This is a genomic window from Mesorhizobium sp. WSM1293 (assembly GCF_000513875.1).
Taxonomy (GTDB): domain Bacteria; phylum Pseudomonadota; class Alphaproteobacteria; order Rhizobiales; family Rhizobiaceae; genus Mesorhizobium; species Mesorhizobium ciceri.
The window spans coordinates 42,826-58,302 of sequence record NZ_AZUV01000021.1 but is presented as its reverse complement, the minus strand read 5'-3'; the positions used below and the strand labels follow the sequence as shown (position 1 = coordinate 58,302).

Below are 15,477 nucleotides of genomic sequence, written 5' to 3'. Positions count from 1 at the left end.
CGGCGGGTTTATGCCCGCCGGCACCGGGGCAATCTTTCCATGCACGGCAGCCGTCTTCGTAGGAATTTTCTGACCGCCATGCTGCTCGGTCCGGCGACCGCGTGGCTGGTGGTGTTCCTGGTGCTGCCGTTCATCGCCATCGCCGTGTTCAGCGTCGGCGAACGCGCACCGGAAGGCGGCTATCAGGCCGCCTTTACGCTGGCGCAATATGCCAATCTTCCGGCGCGGGCGACCGCCTTCTGGAACACCATGGTGCTGGCGCCGGTGGGAGCGCTCGCCTGCCTGCTCGTCGCTTATCCCGTTGCCTACTATCTCGCCTTGCGCGCGCCGCAGCGCTGGCGGCTGATCCTGCTGGCGCTGGTCGTCATTCCGTTCTGGACCAGCCTGCTGATGCGGACCTATGCCTGGATGTACATTCTGGGCGGGCGCGGCATTCCGGCGCTGCTCGCCTTTGTCGGCATCGAGGATGTCAGGCTGATCAACACGCCGGGCGCGGTGCTGCTCGGCATCGTCTATGGCTACCTGCCGCTGATGATCCTGCCGATCTATGTCAGCCTCGAACGGCTTGACCGCAGGCTGCTGGAAGCCTCCGCCGATCTCGGCGCCACGCCATTATCGACTTTCCTGGGCGTGACCCTGAAACTGTCGTTGCCGGGCGTGATGACCGGCTTCTCGCTGGTCATGATCCTGCTGCTCGGCGAATATCTGATCCCGACGCTGCTTGGCGGCGGCAAGGTGTTCTTCATCGGCAATGCGCTGGTCGACCTGTTCCTGCAATCGCGCAACTGGCCGTTCGGATCGGCCATCGCCATCACACTGGTGCTGGTATCGGTGGTGGTGCTGATTGCCGCAAACCGCATTTCGACCCGGGTTTCGGGCGCGCGCCGGGTGGATCTGATCTGATGCGGGCTTTCGTCATTGCGGTGTTCGCTTTCCTCTATCTGCCGATCGCGCTGGTGGTGCTGTTTTCTTTCAACGCCGGCCACCATGCCAGCGAGTTCACCGGCTTTTCGGTGCAATGGTACGGCAAGGCATTGGCGAACCCGTTCCTGGTCGAAGCGCTGAAGAACAGCCTGTTCATCGCCACCACCAGCGCCTTGCTGGCGGCGCTGTGCGGCACCGCGGCGGCACTCGGCCTGGCGCGCGTCGGCGTGCGGACCCGCGCGGTCTTCGACGCACTTCTGGGCGCCGCGATCGTCGTTCCGGGCGTCGTGATCGGCATTTCGACTCTGGTCGCGCTCGTCCAATTGTTCACTGTCGTCAATCCGTTCCTCGCCTCGATCTGGCCGGACGATCAGCCGCCGCGGCTGGCGCTCGGCTATGGTTCGATCATCGCGGCGCACGGGCTGTTCTCGATGGCGCTGGTGACGATGATCGTCGGCACTCGGCTCGGCAGCCTCGACCGCAATCTGGTCGAGGCGTCGAGCGATCTCTACGCGACGCCGTTGACGACGTTCCGCTCGATCGTGCTGCCGCAGATCATGCCGGCGGTCGTTGCCGGCTTCCTGCTCGCCTTCACCTTTTCCTTCGACGATTTCATCATCGCCTTCTTCGTCGCCGGCGCGCAGACGACGCTGCCGATCTATGTCTTCGCGTCGATCCGGCGCGGCGTGACGCCGGAGATCAACGCCATCGCGACGATCGTGCTCGTCGCTTCCGTGCTGCTCGTGGTGCTTGCCCAATGGCAGTTGCGCCATCGCAAGCCGTCGAACTGAAAGCCGCATCATGATCCTCAAAGACCGCATCGCCGTGGTGACAGGCGCCGGCTCCGGCATCGGGCGCGCCGGCGCCATGATCATGGGCAGGGAAGGCGCGATGGTCGTCATCGCCGACAGGGATCAGGCTGCCGGCGAAGCAACGGCTTCGGACATTCGGGCAGCGGGTGGACGGGCCGAGGCGATCAAGACCGATGTCGCTGATGATGCGGCGGTCGAACAGCTCATTGCCGGCACGCTCGACAGGCATGGGCGCATCGACATCCTGCACAATCACGCCGGCATCCAGGTCGGCGGCACGCTGACCGAAGTGGAGGTCGGCGGCATGGATGCCTCGTGGCGGGTCAATGTGCGGGCGCAGTTCCTGGCGGCCAGGATCGTCATGCCATCGATGATCGCACGAGGCGGCGGCGTCATCCTCAACACCGCCTCCAATTCGGGCGTGTTCTACGACCGCGAGATGATCGCCTACGCAACCTCCAAACATGCGGTGGTGGCGATGACACGGCAGATGTCGCTCGACTATGCCCGTCATAATGTCCGCATCAACGCGCTCTGTCCGGGCTGGGTCGACACGCCGTTCAACGAACCGTTCATCGCCCAGATGGGCGGGCGCGGGGCGATCGAAACCTATGTCCGCACCAAGATCCCGATGGGCCGCTGGGCCAGCGCCGATGAGATCGCCGAAGCGATCCTGTTCCTTGTCTCCGACCGTTCATCCTTCATGACCGGCCAGGCGCTGGTAATCGACGGCGGTGAAAGTATCGGCTGAGCCTTTTGCTTTCGCTATCAACTCCCTGTTTTCAAAGCTTGTCCGATATACCACGCAAAGACTTTCACCCATGCCGCTGCTTGCCGGCAGGACTATAGTCCTGCCGGCATGGGACTTCAGTGCCATGGCCGTCCAAGAGCGTGAATTTGTGTTTGATATCAGTAGGTTAAGTTTCTGGCCGGGTGCCAGATCGCGTATTGAGACAGCATTTGTCTAAAGTTTACTCTGCACTATTAGCAATTCCTCATAGGACGGTCGCTTAGCGGTCGGGCCAGGGCGACGATTCCCGAGGAGATTACCATGACAAACCGGAAAACTCTGCTGGCGGCGCTTGCCGCATTGGCGCTCCTGGCATCTCCGGCGCTCGCCGGCAATGGGCACGGCGGTGGCGGTGGCAATGCCGGAGGCAACGGGCATGGCAACGGCGGTAGCAATGCTGGCGGCAATGGCAATGGGGGCGGCAACGGCCACAACGGCAGCAATGGCAAGAGCGGCGCTTCGCACGGCAAATCTTCGTCGGCCCCGGGCCGGGCCAAGGCCAAAGCGGACGACACCACGGTCGACACAACCACAAAGGTTTCGTCGGTTCCCAAGGAGAAGAACATCCACGCCAAGCTTGGCCGGCTGAACTCACTGCAGCGCAACATCAACGCCTATATGAATTCGAAGAGCAAGAAGTTCGCCGGCATCCAGGCGTTCGTGACGCAGTCGGCCAAAGCCAAGGTCGCTCAGGCAGCCGCTGAAGCGGCCCAGGAGAAGCTGGATGCGCTGAATTCGCAGTTGAGCGCGCTGACATCGCTGACGCCCGAGCAGGTTGCGGCCATGACTCCCGAAGATCAGGCAGCCTTGCCTGGAAAGATAACGGATCTGCAGGCCGAAATCGCTGCTCAGCAGACTGAGGTCACCGCCGCCAATGAGGCGGCTGCCGCGGCAGACGTCGGCACCGATGATGCTTCGCTCGACGCGGCATTGACGGATATGGCCAACAAGCCCGTCGACGCCGCGGTCACGTCCTGGGCTCAGGGCGTCCTTGCCGACAAGATCGACCAGACGGCTGCCGCGATGCAGACGGAAACGACGCCGTAACGAACCGCTGCCGAAACGGTAGTGGTCAGTCAAAGGCAATGCCGCCGGGTTTCACTCGGCGGCATTGCCTTTTCCCGCTCATGGTCGGGCTGGCTATCCAGGGATAGCCACCGAGCTGGCGTCCAGGGATAGCCAGGCTCGAAACACTCAGACGTGCTTGCGGCCGCCGGTCTCGCGGAACCAGCTGTCGGGATAGGGATACCACCATTCCTGGATTGTCGGCTTGTGGTCAATGATCACCATCTTGGAGCGGCGGAAAGCGTCGAGGCCCTGGCGTCCGAGTTCGCGGCCGAGGCCGGAGGCCTTCCAGCCGCCGAACGGCAGGGCATCATTGTCGATCAGCGGGTTGTTGACCCAGACCATGCCGGCTTCGAGCCGTTCAGCCGCCTCGTGGGCTTCGGCCAGATCCGATGTGAACACCGAAGCGCCGAGCCCGAACGGGCTGTCATTGGCAAGCCGGATCGCCTCGTCGAAATCCCTGACCCGGCAGATGGCGGCGACGGGTCCAAAACACTCTTCGCGCACGATCGCCATATCAGGGGTGACGCCGGTCAGGATCGTCGGTTCGTAGAACCAGCCGACATTGTACGCAGGCGGGATACGCCCGCCGGTGACTGCGACGGCGCCATGAGCGATCGCATCGTCGACAAGGCGCATGACTTTGGTCCGCGCGCTTTCGCTGACCAGCGGGCCGATCTCGGTCTTGTCCATGCCGTTGCCGATGCGCAGCGCCCGCGTCCTTTCGGCGAACAGCGCGACGAAGCGGTCATGCACGGAATCGACGACGAAGAAGCGCTCGGCCGAAGTGCAGACCTGGCCGGTGAGGTGGAAGGCGGCGGTGACGCTGCCGGCCGCCGCGATCTCGAGCGGCGCGTGCTCGCTGATGATCAGCGGGTCACTGCCGCCGGCCTCGATCACGCACGGCTTCATGCGTTCGGCGCAGGCCACCGCCACCGCCTTGCCTGCGGCGACCGAGCCGGTGAAGGCAACCGCATGGGTGCGGTCGGAGGCGATCAGCGCCTGCGCTGTGGCCGCTCCGCCGGGCAGGCAGGAGACCAGCCCCTCTGGCAGCGAGCGGAACACGGTCATGTAGTCCAGCGTCGACAGCGTCGTCGCCTCGGCCGGCTTGATGATGCAGGCATTGCCGGCGGCGAGCGATGCGGCGACCGTCCAGCACATCAGCAGGATCGGGAAATTGTAGGGCATGATGTGTACGGAGACGCCGTAAGGTTCGTAGCGCGCATACTGGAACGAACCGGCCTGCGTCGTGCCGGCGATCTTGCCGGCATCGTCGCGCGCCATCTCGGCATAGTAGCGGAAGATCGGCGCGCAATTGGCGATCTCGCCGATCGCTTCGGGGTAGGGTTTGCCCATCTCGCGCACCATCAGCTCGGCGCAACGCGTGAAGTCCGCCGCCTCGATGGCGTTGGCGACGGCATGCAGATGCTTGGCCCGGCTCTTGGCATCGAGCTTTTTCCAGGCGGCCTGCGCCCTGGTTGCCGCCGTGAGCACAGCGTCGATCTCGCCGTCGCTGGCGGCGGCAATGGCGCCGACGGTTTCCAGCGTCGCCGGATCGATCACCGGTTTTGCCGCGCCGGCCATCGACCGGTAGTCCGGGTTGACGAAGAAGGTTGGCCGGTCAGGAGAGAAATCCATTTTGTCCTTCTCCATTTATGGAGCCTTTTTGAGAATTCGTCCTGCCGAGGCAGATGGCGTGGCTTTCGAGAACCGGAGCGCAGCGGACATTTAGTCCGTGAGCACCGGAAGCGCAGAAAGCCGCGTCAGGTGTCCGGCAGGGCAGAATTATCGAGAAGGCTCAGCGGATCATGTAGACCTTCTTGATTGTCTCATGGACGGTGCAGACGCCCTTCCAGTCCTGCGGGAAGAACGCTGCCGTATCCGGCTCGATCTCGATGACCTCGCCGGATTCATGCACATAGGTGCAGCGCCCTTCGAGGAAATGGCAGAACTCGTCGCGGGTGACATGGCAGTGCCATTTGCCCGGAGTGCAGACCCAAAGCCCGCATTCGGAGCGGCCTTCCGGCCCCTTGTACAGCAGCTTGCCCGAGGTATGGGATTGGCCCTCGATCATGGTCGGGATGACGCCCCAGTCGACGAGGTCGGTAATGGTAAGCGGGGATTTCATGATGGGGGTTGTCATATCGATTCCTTGGAAATGGGTGCTCAGCGGCACATGAAGGCCTTGGTCAGCGTTTGCGTGATGATGGAGATGCCGGTCCAGCCGGCGGGGAAGAATACCAGCGTGCCGGCCTCGACCGCGATCTCCTCGCCGTCGTCATGGACATAGCTGCCGCGTCCCGACAGGAAGTGGCAGAATTCGGCGGCGCCAAAGGTGACCTTGCGCGTGCCCGGCGTGCACGCCCACAGGCCGCATTCGCTCGATCCGTCCGGGTTCTGCGCCAGGATCTTGCCCGAAGCGCGCGGCGAACCGGCGAGCGTGTTGCTGCCCGCGCCCCAGTCTTCCAATTCCACGGCCGAAGCCTTCGGCCAGTGCGGTGTCGACATGTCATTAAGCTCCGTGGTCACGCCAGCATGTAGACGTTGCGCATCGTCTCATGCACGGTGCATTCGCCTCTCCAGCCGGCAGGGAACATGACCACGGTGCCGGTGGAGACTTCTATCACCTCACCGACATCCGACCGGTAGGTCGCGCGGCCGGCGACGAAATGGCACAATTCGTCGCGCGGGATCGAGAGCCGCCAGCGGCCTGGCGTGCACACCCAGATGCCGGATTCCGGCTGGTTGTTCGGGCCTTTGTGCACGAGCCTGCCGGTCGAGTGCGAAGTGCCGCCGAGCGCATCCGGCTGGACGCCCCAGTCGACGAGATCGGTGCGGGTGGAGGCCTGGTGGAGGTGTGGGGCGGAGGAGGTCACAGCAACCCCTCCAGCAATCCTGCCGCCTTCTCCGGGCCATTCTGCGCGTGCATCTGCGCCGATGTCTTCGCCAGCTTGGCTTTCATCGCCGGGTCGGTCAGGCAGGTCTCGATCTTGGCAACCAGCTCGGCATCGGTCCAGTCGTAGCGCGGCATGCCGAAGCCGTGGCCGGTTTCCTCGACGCGGGTGGCGTTGTCGTGGCCGTCCCAGACATAGGGCATGATGATGGCCGGTTTGCCGAAATAGAGGCACTCGGTGAACGAGTTGTTGCCGCCATGGTGGATGACGGCATCGACCTGCGGGATGACCGAGGGCTGCGGAAACCAGCTGTCGACAATGACGTTACTGGGCACGTCCGTGTACTGGTCCTTGTAGCCGCCGACATTGACCAGAGCCCTGTAGCGCGTCTTGCCCAATGTCGCGATGATGCGCTTCAGCAGCTCGACATCGCCGGCGCCGAGGCTGCCGAAGGAGACGTAGAGCAGCGGCCCATCATTGTTTTTGGCGAAGGTCGGCACCGCATAGGGCTTTTCCTGCCGCACGCAGCCTTCGAGATACTGGAATTTTGCCGGGTCGAGCGGATGGCGGCGCTTGAATTTTGCCGCTTCCGGGTAGAGCAGCAGGTTCAAATAGGGCGAGGCTTCGAAGAACTGGCCGATCGGATAGGGCGCCTCGTGGTTGGCGGTGAGGAAGGCGTTGAAGTCGTCATGGATCGGCTTGATCACCGCATTGAAGTGGTCGCGGTAGCGCTGGTGGCCGGCATGGTCGTTCTCGCCGCAGCCGGAGAGATGGGGCGGGATGTCCTCGTCCTCGATCTCGTTTTCCGAACACGAGATGACGCGCACCCACGGCTTGCCGTACTGCTTGATGGCCGGGAACAGGATGACGTTGTCGACGCAGATCACATCCGGCTTGATGGCTGAGAGAACGCGCGGCAGATCTTTCTGCGCCCATTTGGCGCTGTCGACGATCGCCGTCCAGCAATCCTTGACGTAGTTGTCGACCTGGTCGTAGGGCGATTTGCGGAAGTTCGGGATATGGCCGTTGATGAAATCCTCCCAGAATTTCGCCATCTGCTCGGGCGGCATCGGCTCCGACAGGTTCACCGGATGCGCCTCGAAGCCGTAGCCCTTGTAGACATCGACGAAGCCTGGGTCGGACAGGAACACCGCCTTGTGGCCGCGCGCTTCGACTGCCTGGGCGATGCCGACGGAATTGAGCGCCGGGCCGTAGGCGGCTTCTGGAAAAAACGCGATCGTCTTCTGCGCCATCAGGCTTCTCCTGTCATTCTGCGAAAATTCTGACATCGGCGGCATCCCAGCCGAGTTCGACCTGGTCGCCCGACGAGACCGGCCGGCGGTCGGCGGCATCTGCGGTGACGCGCACCAGGAACGGCTTTGGCGACAGGGGCGTGCGGACATGCAGCTGCAGGTCAAGCCCCTGATAGGCCAGCGCCTCGACCGTGCCGGTGATGCGGTTGGCGGTTTCCGCCGATGGGAATAGCCGGATGCGCTCAGGGCGCACCGAAGCGACAGCGGATGTGCCGGGCGAGAGCGTCGCCGGAACCTTGCCTGATATGCGTGCGCCATTCGTGGCCACAACGCCATCGGCGGCGGCTTGGCCCGGCACGAAATTCATCACGCCGATGAAGTCGGCGACGAAGCGATCGGCGGGGTGTTCGTAGATCGCGTGCGGCGTGTCGCATTGCAGCAATCTGCCGTCTTTCAGCACCGCCATGCGGTCGGCCATGACGAGCGATTCCTCCTGGTCATGGGTGACGATGACGAAGGTGATGCCGACCTCGTGCTGCAGGCGCTTCAATTCCAGCTGCATGGCGCCGCGCAGTTTCTTGTCGAGCGCGCCGAGCGGCTCGTCGAGCAGCAGCAGCCGGGGCCGCTTGACCAGCGCGCGGGCGAGCGCGACGCGCTGCTTCTGGCCGCCCGACAATTGCTCCGGCTTGCGGTCGGCGAAGGGGACGAGCTCGGTCGTCGCCAGGATGGCATCGACGCGGGAGCGGATTTCAGCTGTTGGCAAACGTTCCATCTCCAGGCCGTAGGAGACATTGGCGCGAACGCTCATATGCGGAAACAGCGCATAGGATTGGAACATCAGATTGACCGGCCGCTTGTTGGGCGGGGTTTTGGCGATGTCACGTCCGTCGAGCAGGATGCGCCCGTCATTGGGCGTCTCGAAACCGGCCAGCATGCGCAAGAGCGTGGTCTTGCCGCAGCCGGACGGGCCGAGCAAAGCGAAGAACTCGTTCTCGCGGATGTCGAGCGAGATGCCGTCGACAGCCGTCACCCTGCCGAAATTCTTCGACACATGATCGATGGCCAGCAGAGTGCGGGGTTCGCTCATTGGCCGATGATCCCACGGTTGAGCCGCTGCGACAGGGTCAGCGCGGTGATCGAGACCGCCATGACGATGGTCGCCAGCGCGTTGATCTCCGGCGTGATGCCGAAGCGGATCATGGCGTAGATCTGCATCGGCAGCGTCGTCGAGGCGCGACCGGCACCAGCGGTGAAGAAGGCGATGATGAACTCGTCGACCGAGAGCGTGAAGGCGAGCAGCGCCCCTGCAATCACCGCCGGCGCGATGACCGGCAATGTCACCCGCCGGAAGGTGGTGAGCGCGGAGGCGCCGAGATCGGCGGAGGCCTCGACGATCGACCAGTCGAAACTCTTCAGCCGCGCGCGCACCACCGAGCAGACGAAGGCGAGGTTGAAGACGACATGGGCGAGGATGATGGTGTGCAGGCCCATTGTCAGGTTGAGCATGGAGAAGAACGAGAGCAGCGCGATCGCCAGCACGATGTCGGGAATGATCATCGGTGCGAAAATCAGCGCTTCGAGGGCCTTGCCGTATTGCCGGCGCATCTCGATGCCGATCGCCAGCAGCGTGCCGAGCAGAGTGGCGATCGCGGTCGAGACCAGCGCCACGATCAGCGTGTTGAGGGCCGCGGACAGGATGGCGCTGTTCGAGGCCAGCGAGACATACCATTTCAGGGAGAAGCCCGACCACGCCGTCGGCAACCCGCCTTCGTTGAAGGACAGCGCCACCAGCACGGCGATCGGGATGTAGAGGAAAGCGAAGACCAGGCTGAGCACGAGCCAGAGCGTGCGCGGCGTGGCAGGGGAGCGCTCAGCCATCGGTGTCTCCGCCGGCTTGCGTGACGTGACCCGAGGCGCGATTGGCGGCCAGCGCTTGCGCCATCAGTACCAGAAGCATGATGGCAATCAGCGCCATCGCCAGTGCCGCCCCGAAAGGCCAGTCGTTGGCGGTCAGGAACTGGTCGTAGACGAGGTTGCCGATCATCTGGAAGCGGCCGCCGCCGAGCAGCGCGGGCGTGACGAAATTACCGATCGACAGCACGAAGACGAAGACCGCGCCGGCGGCGATGCCCGGTACGGTCAGCGGCAGGATGACACGACGGAACGTGGTGGCTGCCGAAGCGCCGAGATCACGCGAGGCCTCGGCGAGTTCCGGGTTGAGCCGCGACAGCGGCGCGTAGCAGGCGAGGATGACGAAGGGCAGGTAGTTATAGACCAGGCCGGCGATGACGGCGCCTTCGGTGTAGAGCATCGACGGCGGCTCGCCGGTGTAGCCGAACCAGCGCAGCAGCTGGGTAATCAGGCCTTCGCGGTTGAGCAGCACGATCCAGGCATAGGTGCGGATCAGATAGTTGGACCAGAACGGCAGCACGGCGAAGAACAGGAACACTGGCTGCCACCGGCGCGGTGCCGCCGATATCGCGTAGGCGGCGGCATAGCCGATCACCACAGCGATCAGGGTCGCGGTGCCGGCGATGCGCGCCGAATTGAGGAAGATGCCGGCATAGAGCGGGTCGAAGACCAGGCCGAAATTCTCCAGCGTGAAGGTGTATTCGATGCCGCCATAGATGCCACGCCGGAAGAAGGCGAGCGCCAGTACCAGCGCGCACGGCACCACCATCAAGGCCGCGAGCCAGGCCAGCGCCGGGGCCATCAGCAAGGAGGAACGAAGTCTGGTTGAGGACACGATTGGGTACCGCATTCAGCGGCCGACGGCGGAAACCCGCCGTCGGCCGTGGTCTCTGATGTGCCGCCGCTTACTGCGCAGCCTTGATCTCGCTGACGATCTTCGAATAGTCGCGCTGGGCGTCGCCGACGTCACGCAACTGCTCGAACTTGACGAGATCGGCCACCGGCATCGCCATGTTGGGGAATTTTGCCAGGAAATCGGCCGGCAGGCTTTCCATGGCCGGCTTGTTCGGCACCTTGTAGTCGATGTTCTGCGCCGCCCAGGCGTGGTTCTTGGCGTCGAGCATGAAGTTGATGAACTGGAAGGCGGCGTCCTTGTTGGCGGAGGCCTTCATCACCACCATCGTGTCGACCCAGAGGTCCGAACCTTCCTTGGGAATGACGTATTTGATCTCCGGCTTTTCGGCGATGCCGTAATTGCACCAGCCGTCCCAGGCCTGCACCATCAGTGCCTCGCCGGACACCAGCTTGGAATAGAAGGTGGTGTCGTCATAGGCGAGCAGGGTCTTCTTGGCCGAGATCAGCAGATCCTTGACCTTGGCCATCTTGGCCGGATCGGTTTCGTTGACCGAATAGCCCTTGTCGAGCTGGCCGGCGGCCAGCAGCCAGCGGTCGGTCGCCAGCATGGTGGTCTTGCCCTTCAATTCGTCGGAGGGCGCGAGCAGGTCGCTCCAGCTGGCCGGCGCGACCTTCATCAGATCCGAGCGATAGCAGAGGCCGGTGGTGCCCCAGGTGTAGGGCACCGAGAAGGCATTGCCGACATCGTGCGGCAGCTTGGCTGCTTCCGGATAGAGGTTGGCGAGGTTGGGGATCTTGGCGTGGTCGATCGGCTCGGTGAGGCCGAGCTTGTTCAGCACCTCGGCGAAGGGTGAGGAGACAAAAACCACGTCATAGCCCTTGCCGCCGGCGGCGATCAGCTTGCCCATGATCTCTTCATTGGTGGCATGCACCACCACTTCGCCCGAAACGCCGGTTGCGGTCTTGAAGGCGGCCATGGCGTCGGGCGCCATGTAGCCGTCCCAGTTGGAAATGACGAGGTCGGCAGCCATCGCCGGCGCGGACAGCGCCAAGGCCAGGCCAAGTGCGATCGAAGATGTTTTCAGCGCACGGCGCCGCAGGCTGGTAGCGGTCATGACAGGCTCCCATTCGGTTGATCGTCGAATTTCATTCGCCGGACCAACGCTTGCGACCCTTGCCGCTGCCTCGATCCTGTTCCCTCGGTCTTTTTCTCGCCGATTGTGTTGACAGTACTATTGCAGAAAAAAGTACGTCAATCCATAATTTGCCAAACGACCGAGGAAACTGGCCGATTGCGTCCGTTCGGGCGATCGGTCAAAGCAATGCGGTCATCCGTTTTCCGCTGGACCAGCCATGCAAGCCGCAGCCAGACGACCCCGCACCAACCATCTTGATCTGGCGCAGCGCATCCTGGATGTCGCGCGCCAGCGCGGCTTCGAGCCCGGTGCACGCTTGCCCGAGCAGCAGATCGCGTCGCTGTGCAATGTCTCGCGCACGCCGGTGCGGGCGGCACTCGGCCTGCTCGCGGAACGGGGCGTCGTGCGTTGGGAGGCTGACACCGGTTATCATCTGGCCATCGACCTCACCGCGCAGGCTTCGGTCGCCACGGAATTGCCCGCTGCCGAGGAGGACGAGTTGGCCGAGGCGATCCTGCGCGACCGCTCGGCGCGGCGACTGGACCAGACGGTGACCGTCGCGGGATTGATGCGGCGCTACAGTGCCGAGCGCAAGACGGTATTAAAAGCGTTGAACAAACTGACCGAAGAGAATCTGCTGGATCGTGCGCCTGGCCAGTCCTGGCTGTTTCGGCGCACGCCCGACGATCCGGAAGCGCAAGGCGACAGCTACGAGTTCCGCTTGCTGCTCGAGCCCGCGGCCATCCTGACGCCCGGCTTCAGGCTGGACGGCGCGCGGGCGGCGACGTTGCGCCAGGCTATGGAAGCGCTGGTGACGCTGCCGGACGCCGCCTTCGACACACGCGAGTTCCAGCGGCTGGACATCGATTTTCACGGCATGCTCGCCGAGGGCAGCGCCAACCGCTTCATCGCCGACGCGCTCGCCGATCACCTCAGGCTGCGCCGGCTGCCGGGCATCTATGCCGGCGTCAACGTCTTCCGATTGCGGCAATCGCTGCGCGAACACCTTGTCATACTCGACCATCTTGAAAGCCTGCAGTATGAGGTGGCTGCCGATCTGCTTCGCATTCATCTGCGGCTCTCCCGCAACCAGCGACCGCAAGCGGCCAGCCGCGGGGCTCCCGCGCTGTTCGGCACGATCAGCCGGCCGGAATGACGAGGATTAATTGACGCTTAAAGCCAGCCCGACCATCGCGCTGTTTCCCGAAGCAAGCTTCGGCGCGGCGTTGAATTGCGTCGGCATCGCGCAGGCGCTGCGTGCGAAAGGCGCCCGGCCCGTCTTCATCTGCCATGCCGGTTTCTCCGGCGTCTTTGCCGATTATGGTTTCCAGGAATACCAGCTGCCAACCGACGAGCCGCTGAGCGAGAGCCAACGCCAGAGCTACTGGCAGGCTTTCGTGCGCCGGCACCTGCCGCATTTCAGGCTGAGCCCGATCGACCAGCTTGAGACCTATGTCGCTCCGACCTGGCAGGCCATCGTCGACACCGCGGTCAATGCCGAGGCGCCGCTGCGCCAATTGCTGGCACGGCTCAAGCCGGATGCCGTGGTGCTCGACAATGTCATCATGTTCCCGGCGATCGCCGCCGCCGGCTGTCCGTGGGTGCGCGTCGTCTCCTGCGCCGAGACCGAGCTGCCGGACGCCAATGTGCCGCCCTATCTGTCGGGGCTTGGCGTGGACGACCCGCAACGCGCGGCGTTCGAGGCCAGGTATCTGGCGGCTTGCGCGCCGGCGCATGACCGCTTCAACCGCTTCCGGGCGGATGCCGGACTGGGGCCGCTGCCGAAGGGTCAGTTCCTCGAGACGTCGCCCGATCTCAACCTGCTGCTGACGCCGACGATCGTGCGCCGCGAGCGTGCCGAGCCGCTCGACCCCGCGCGCTTCGTCTATCTCGAGGGCTGCGTGCGTTCGGAAGGGCCGTTCGAGGTGCCGGTGTTCCCGCGCAATGGCGGGCCGCTGGTCTATGTCAGCTTCGGCAGCCTGGGTGCCATGGATGTCGGCCTGATCGAGCGCATGCTGGTGGTGTTCGACAGGCTGCCGGCGCGCTTCATCGTCAATGCCGGCGGCCTGCGCGACGCTTACCGCGCGGTGCCGGACAATGTCTATCTCGACGCCTGGTTTCCGCAGCCCTCGGTGGTGGCGAAGTCGGATCTGTTCATCCATCACGGCGGCAACAACAGTTTTTGCGAAGCGCTGCGCTTCGGCGTGCCGTCGCTGATCATGCCCTATTGCTGGGATGGACACGACAACGCGCAACGCGCCGAAGAGACCGGCACCGGCGACCATATCGGCCGTGACGGCTGGACCGAAGGAGTGTTGGAGAAAGCCATTCTCGGCCTGCTGGCCGACGATGCCATGCGCGCCCGCCTCAAGGACAATGCAGCCCAAATGGCGCTGAAACCCGGAACGGATGCGGCCGCGCAAGCCATACTCTCTCTGATACGGATTTGAACGAAAATGCCTGACAACAACACGAACATCTCGCTCTCCAGCGGCAACGATGCCAAGGCCTGGCTGGCCCGGCACGGCATCAACGAAGTCGAGTGCCTGGTGCCCGACATGAACGGCGTCCTGCGCGGCAAGGCCTTGCCGACGGCCAAATTCCTCCAGGCGCTTGAAGACCGCGCGCTCTACCTGCCGAGCAGCGCTTTCCTGGTCAGCATCGACGGCCGCTATTCCGGCTCGATCGACGAGGGTTTTGCCTATTCGGATCCGGACATGCGCATGGTGCCTGATGTATCGACGCTCTGCCTGGCGCCCGGTGCCGCTCCCGGCAAGGCCTATGTCTTTGCCGATGCCTTCCATATGGACGACCGGCCCTGGATGGCCTCGCCGCGCCATGTGCTGCGCGCCGTGCTCGATCTCTACGCCAAGCGCGGCTGGCGGGCGGTGGTGGCGCCCGAGGTGGAATTCTATCTCACCGCGCCCAATCCGGATCCGGACCGGCCGCTGACCGCCCCGGTCGGCGCCAATGGCCGCGCCGAGACCGTGCAGCATCCCTACGATATGGCCGGGCTCGAGGAGTTCGAGCCGGTGATCCGCCGCATTTACGATTATGCGGCGGCGGCCGGCCTGCCGCTCGACACGCTGATCCATGAGTCGGGAACCGCGCAGTTGGAGATCAACTTCCTGCATGGCGATGCGCTGCCGCTGGCCGACAAGGTGCTGCTGTTCAAGCGGCTGACGCGCCAGGCCGCGCAGCAAAGCGGCATGCACGCCACCTTCATGGCCAAGCCGATCGCCGCACAGGCCGGCAGCTCGATGCATCTGCACATGTCGGTCATCGACGAGGCCGGCAGGACTTTGTTTGCCGGCAGCGACGATGCCGACACCGCAATGTTCGGCCACTTCATCGGCGGTCTGCAGAAATATGTCCCCGAAATCATGCCGCTGTTCGCGCCCAACGTGAACTCGTTCCGCCGCATCAGGCCGAACCACAGCGCGCCGGCCAACATCGAATGGTCGCACGACAACCGCTCCTGCGGCCTGCGCGTGCCGGCCGGCGGCCGCGCGGCGCGGCGGGTGGAGAACCGGCTTCCGGGTGCGGATTCCAATCCTTACCTGGCGATCGCCGGCTCGCTGCTTGCCGGCTATCTCGGCGTCGAGCAGAAACTGGCGCGCTCGCCCGAGGCGTCGGGCAATGCCTACAAGATCAAGAGCACGCTGCCGAAGACGATGGAGGAGGCGCTCGATCGTTTCGAGGCTTGCGGCCCGGTGCGGGAACTGCTCGGCGAGGATTTCTTCCAGACTTATCTGCGCGTAAAGAGCGTCGAGCTCGACCTGTTCCAGGGCGTGGTGACGAGCTGGGAACGCGACCACCTTCTGCTGAAGGTGTGAT

Annotated in this window: 16 protein-coding genes; 7 read left to right on the top strand and 9 right to left on the bottom strand. The window is 64.0% G+C overall.

Going from position 1 to position 15,477, the window contains the following annotated elements; translation table 11 throughout:
• The first annotated feature begins 39 nt into the window (after positions 1–39).
• The 4 genes from M729_RS0123475 to M729_RS0123460 all read left to right on the top strand — a co-directional run bounded on the left by M729_RS0123475 (position 40) and on the right by M729_RS0123460 (position 3,573).
• A complete protein-coding gene (locus M729_RS0123475; RefSeq protein ID WP_013528934.1) occupies positions 40–903 on the top strand; it encodes an ABC transporter permease in 864 nt (287 codons plus the stop codon).
• Positions 903–1,715, top strand: a complete 813-nt coding sequence (locus M729_RS0123470) for an ABC transporter permease (protein WP_027163041.1) — start codon at positions 903–905, stop codon at positions 1,713–1,715. The genes M729_RS0123475 and M729_RS0123470 overlap by 1 nt, the downstream gene beginning before the upstream one ends.
• Positions 1,716–1,725: 10 nt before the next feature.
• Positions 1,726–2,487: a glucose 1-dehydrogenase gene (locus tag M729_RS0123465; protein WP_027163040.1), complete on the top strand. Its 762-nt coding sequence runs from the start codon at positions 1,726–1,728 to the stop codon at positions 2,485–2,487.
• Between the two features lie 300 nt (positions 2,488–2,787).
• Positions 2,788–3,573, top strand: coding sequence for a hypothetical protein (locus M729_RS0123460; protein WP_027163039.1), 786 nt, complete (start codon positions 2,788–2,790; stop codon positions 3,571–3,573).
• A gap of 147 nt (positions 3,574–3,720) precedes the next feature.
• Here M729_RS0123460 and M729_RS0123455 read toward each other — a convergent pair whose 3' ends face one another.
• From M729_RS0123455 to M729_RS0123415, 9 genes are all read right to left on the bottom strand, one after another.
• On the bottom strand, positions 3,721–5,229 hold the full coding sequence (locus M729_RS0123455; RefSeq protein ID WP_027163038.1) for an aldehyde dehydrogenase family protein: 1,509 nt from the start codon (positions 5,227–5,229) through the stop codon (positions 3,721–3,723).
• Positions 5,230–5,389: 160 nt separating this feature from the next.
• Positions 5,390–5,734: a cupin domain-containing protein gene (locus M729_RS0123450; protein WP_013528939.1), complete on the bottom strand. Its 345-nt coding sequence runs from the start codon at positions 5,732–5,734 to the stop codon at positions 5,390–5,392.
• Positions 5,735–5,757: 23 nt separating this feature from the next.
• The gene (locus M729_RS0123445) at positions 5,758–6,099 is read right to left on the bottom strand and encodes a cupin domain-containing protein (RefSeq protein ID WP_027163037.1); all 342 of its coding nucleotides are present in this window, start codon (positions 6,097–6,099) and stop codon (positions 5,758–5,760) included.
• Positions 6,100–6,116: 17 nt separating this feature from the next.
• On the bottom strand, positions 6,117–6,467 hold the full coding sequence (locus M729_RS0123440) for a cupin domain-containing protein (protein ID WP_024504745.1): 351 nt from the start codon (positions 6,465–6,467) through the stop codon (positions 6,117–6,119).
• Positions 6,464–7,738, bottom strand: coding sequence for a glycosyltransferase (locus tag M729_RS0123435; protein ID WP_027163036.1), 1,275 nt, complete (start codon positions 7,736–7,738; stop codon positions 6,464–6,466). Before M729_RS0123435 ends, M729_RS0123440 begins: the two co-directional genes overlap by 4 nt.
• Before the next feature lie 13 nt (positions 7,739–7,751).
• Entirely contained in the window at positions 7,752–8,825 is a 1,074-nt protein-coding gene (locus tag M729_RS0123430; RefSeq protein ID WP_027163035.1) for an ABC transporter ATP-binding protein, read from the bottom strand.
• Entirely contained in the window at positions 8,822–9,616 is a 795-nt protein-coding gene (locus M729_RS0123425) for an ABC transporter permease (protein ID WP_027163034.1), read from the bottom strand. Before M729_RS0123425 ends, M729_RS0123430 begins: the two co-directional genes overlap by 4 nt.
• Complete coding sequence (locus M729_RS0123420) at positions 9,609–10,451, bottom strand: ABC transporter permease (protein ID WP_027163033.1); 843 nt, start codon at positions 10,449–10,451, stop codon at positions 9,609–9,611. The genes M729_RS0123425 and M729_RS0123420 overlap by 8 nt, the downstream gene beginning before the upstream one ends.
• 103 nt (positions 10,452–10,554) lie before the next feature.
• Positions 10,555–11,619 (bottom strand): spermidine/putrescine ABC transporter substrate-binding protein, encoded by a 1,065-nt coding sequence (locus tag M729_RS0123415; protein WP_027163032.1) that lies wholly within the window; start codon positions 11,617–11,619, stop codon positions 10,555–10,557.
• A 238-nt stretch (positions 11,620–11,857) separates the two neighbouring features.
• Between M729_RS0123415 and M729_RS0123410 the strand changes: the two genes are divergently transcribed.
• The 3 genes from M729_RS0123410 to M729_RS0123400 are packed head-to-tail and all read left to right on the top strand — an operon-like array spanning position 11,858 to position 15,476.
• Positions 11,858–12,796, top strand: a complete 939-nt coding sequence (locus tag M729_RS0123410; protein WP_027163031.1) for a GntR family transcriptional regulator — start codon at positions 11,858–11,860, stop codon at positions 12,794–12,796.
• Between the two features lie 10 nt (positions 12,797–12,806).
• Positions 12,807–14,090, top strand: coding sequence for a glycosyltransferase (locus M729_RS0123405; protein WP_027163030.1), 1,284 nt, complete (start codon positions 12,807–12,809; stop codon positions 14,088–14,090).
• A 6-nt stretch (positions 14,091–14,096) separates the two neighbouring features.
• Entirely contained in the window at positions 14,097–15,476 is a 1,380-nt protein-coding gene (locus M729_RS0123400) for a glutamine synthetase family protein (protein WP_027163029.1), read from the top strand.
• Position 15,477: the final 1 nt, after the last annotated feature.

Bases quoted from the DNA above. Each gene is read 5' to 3' on its own strand.
- M729_RS0123455 (WP_027163038.1), bottom strand. From the start codon at position 5,229: ATGGATTTCTCTCCTGACCGGCCAACCTTCTTCGTCAACCCGGACTAC.
- M729_RS0123470 (WP_027163041.1), top strand. From the start codon at position 903: ATGCGGGCTTTCGTCATTGCGGTGTTCGCTTTCCTCTATCTGCCGATC.
- M729_RS0123420 (WP_027163033.1), bottom strand. From the start codon at position 10,451: ATGGCCCCGGCGCTGGCCTGGCTCGCGGCCTTGATGGTGGTGCCGTGC.
- M729_RS0123430 (WP_027163035.1), bottom strand. From the start codon at position 8,825: ATGAGCGAACCCCGCACTCTGCTGGCCATCGATCATGTGTCGAAGAAT.
- M729_RS0123415 (WP_027163032.1), bottom strand. From the start codon at position 11,619: ATGACCGCTACCAGCCTGCGGCGCCGTGCGCTGAAAACATCTTCGATC.
- M729_RS0123465 (WP_027163040.1), top strand. From the start codon at position 1,726: ATGATCCTCAAAGACCGCATCGCCGTGGTGACAGGCGCCGGCTCCGGC.
- M729_RS0123460 (WP_027163039.1), top strand. From the start codon at position 2,788: ATGACAAACCGGAAAACTCTGCTGGCGGCGCTTGCCGCATTGGCGCTC.
- M729_RS0123410 (WP_027163031.1), top strand. From the start codon at position 11,858: ATGCAAGCCGCAGCCAGACGACCCCGCACCAACCATCTTGATCTGGCG.
- M729_RS0123400 (WP_027163029.1), top strand. From the start codon at position 14,097: ATGCCTGACAACAACACGAACATCTCGCTCTCCAGCGGCAACGATGCC.
- M729_RS0123425 (WP_027163034.1), bottom strand. From the start codon at position 9,616: ATGGCTGAGCGCTCCCCTGCCACGCCGCGCACGCTCTGGCTCGTGCTC.
- M729_RS0123435 (WP_027163036.1), bottom strand. From the start codon at position 7,738: ATGGCGCAGAAGACGATCGCGTTTTTTCCAGAAGCCGCCTACGGCCCG.
- M729_RS0123445 (WP_027163037.1), bottom strand. From the start codon at position 6,099: ATGTCGACACCGCACTGGCCGAAGGCTTCGGCCGTGGAATTGGAAGAC.
- M729_RS0123450 (WP_013528939.1), bottom strand. From the start codon at position 5,734: ATGACAACCCCCATCATGAAATCCCCGCTTACCATTACCGACCTCGTC.
- M729_RS0123475 (WP_013528934.1), top strand. From the start codon at position 40: ATGCACGGCAGCCGTCTTCGTAGGAATTTTCTGACCGCCATGCTGCTC.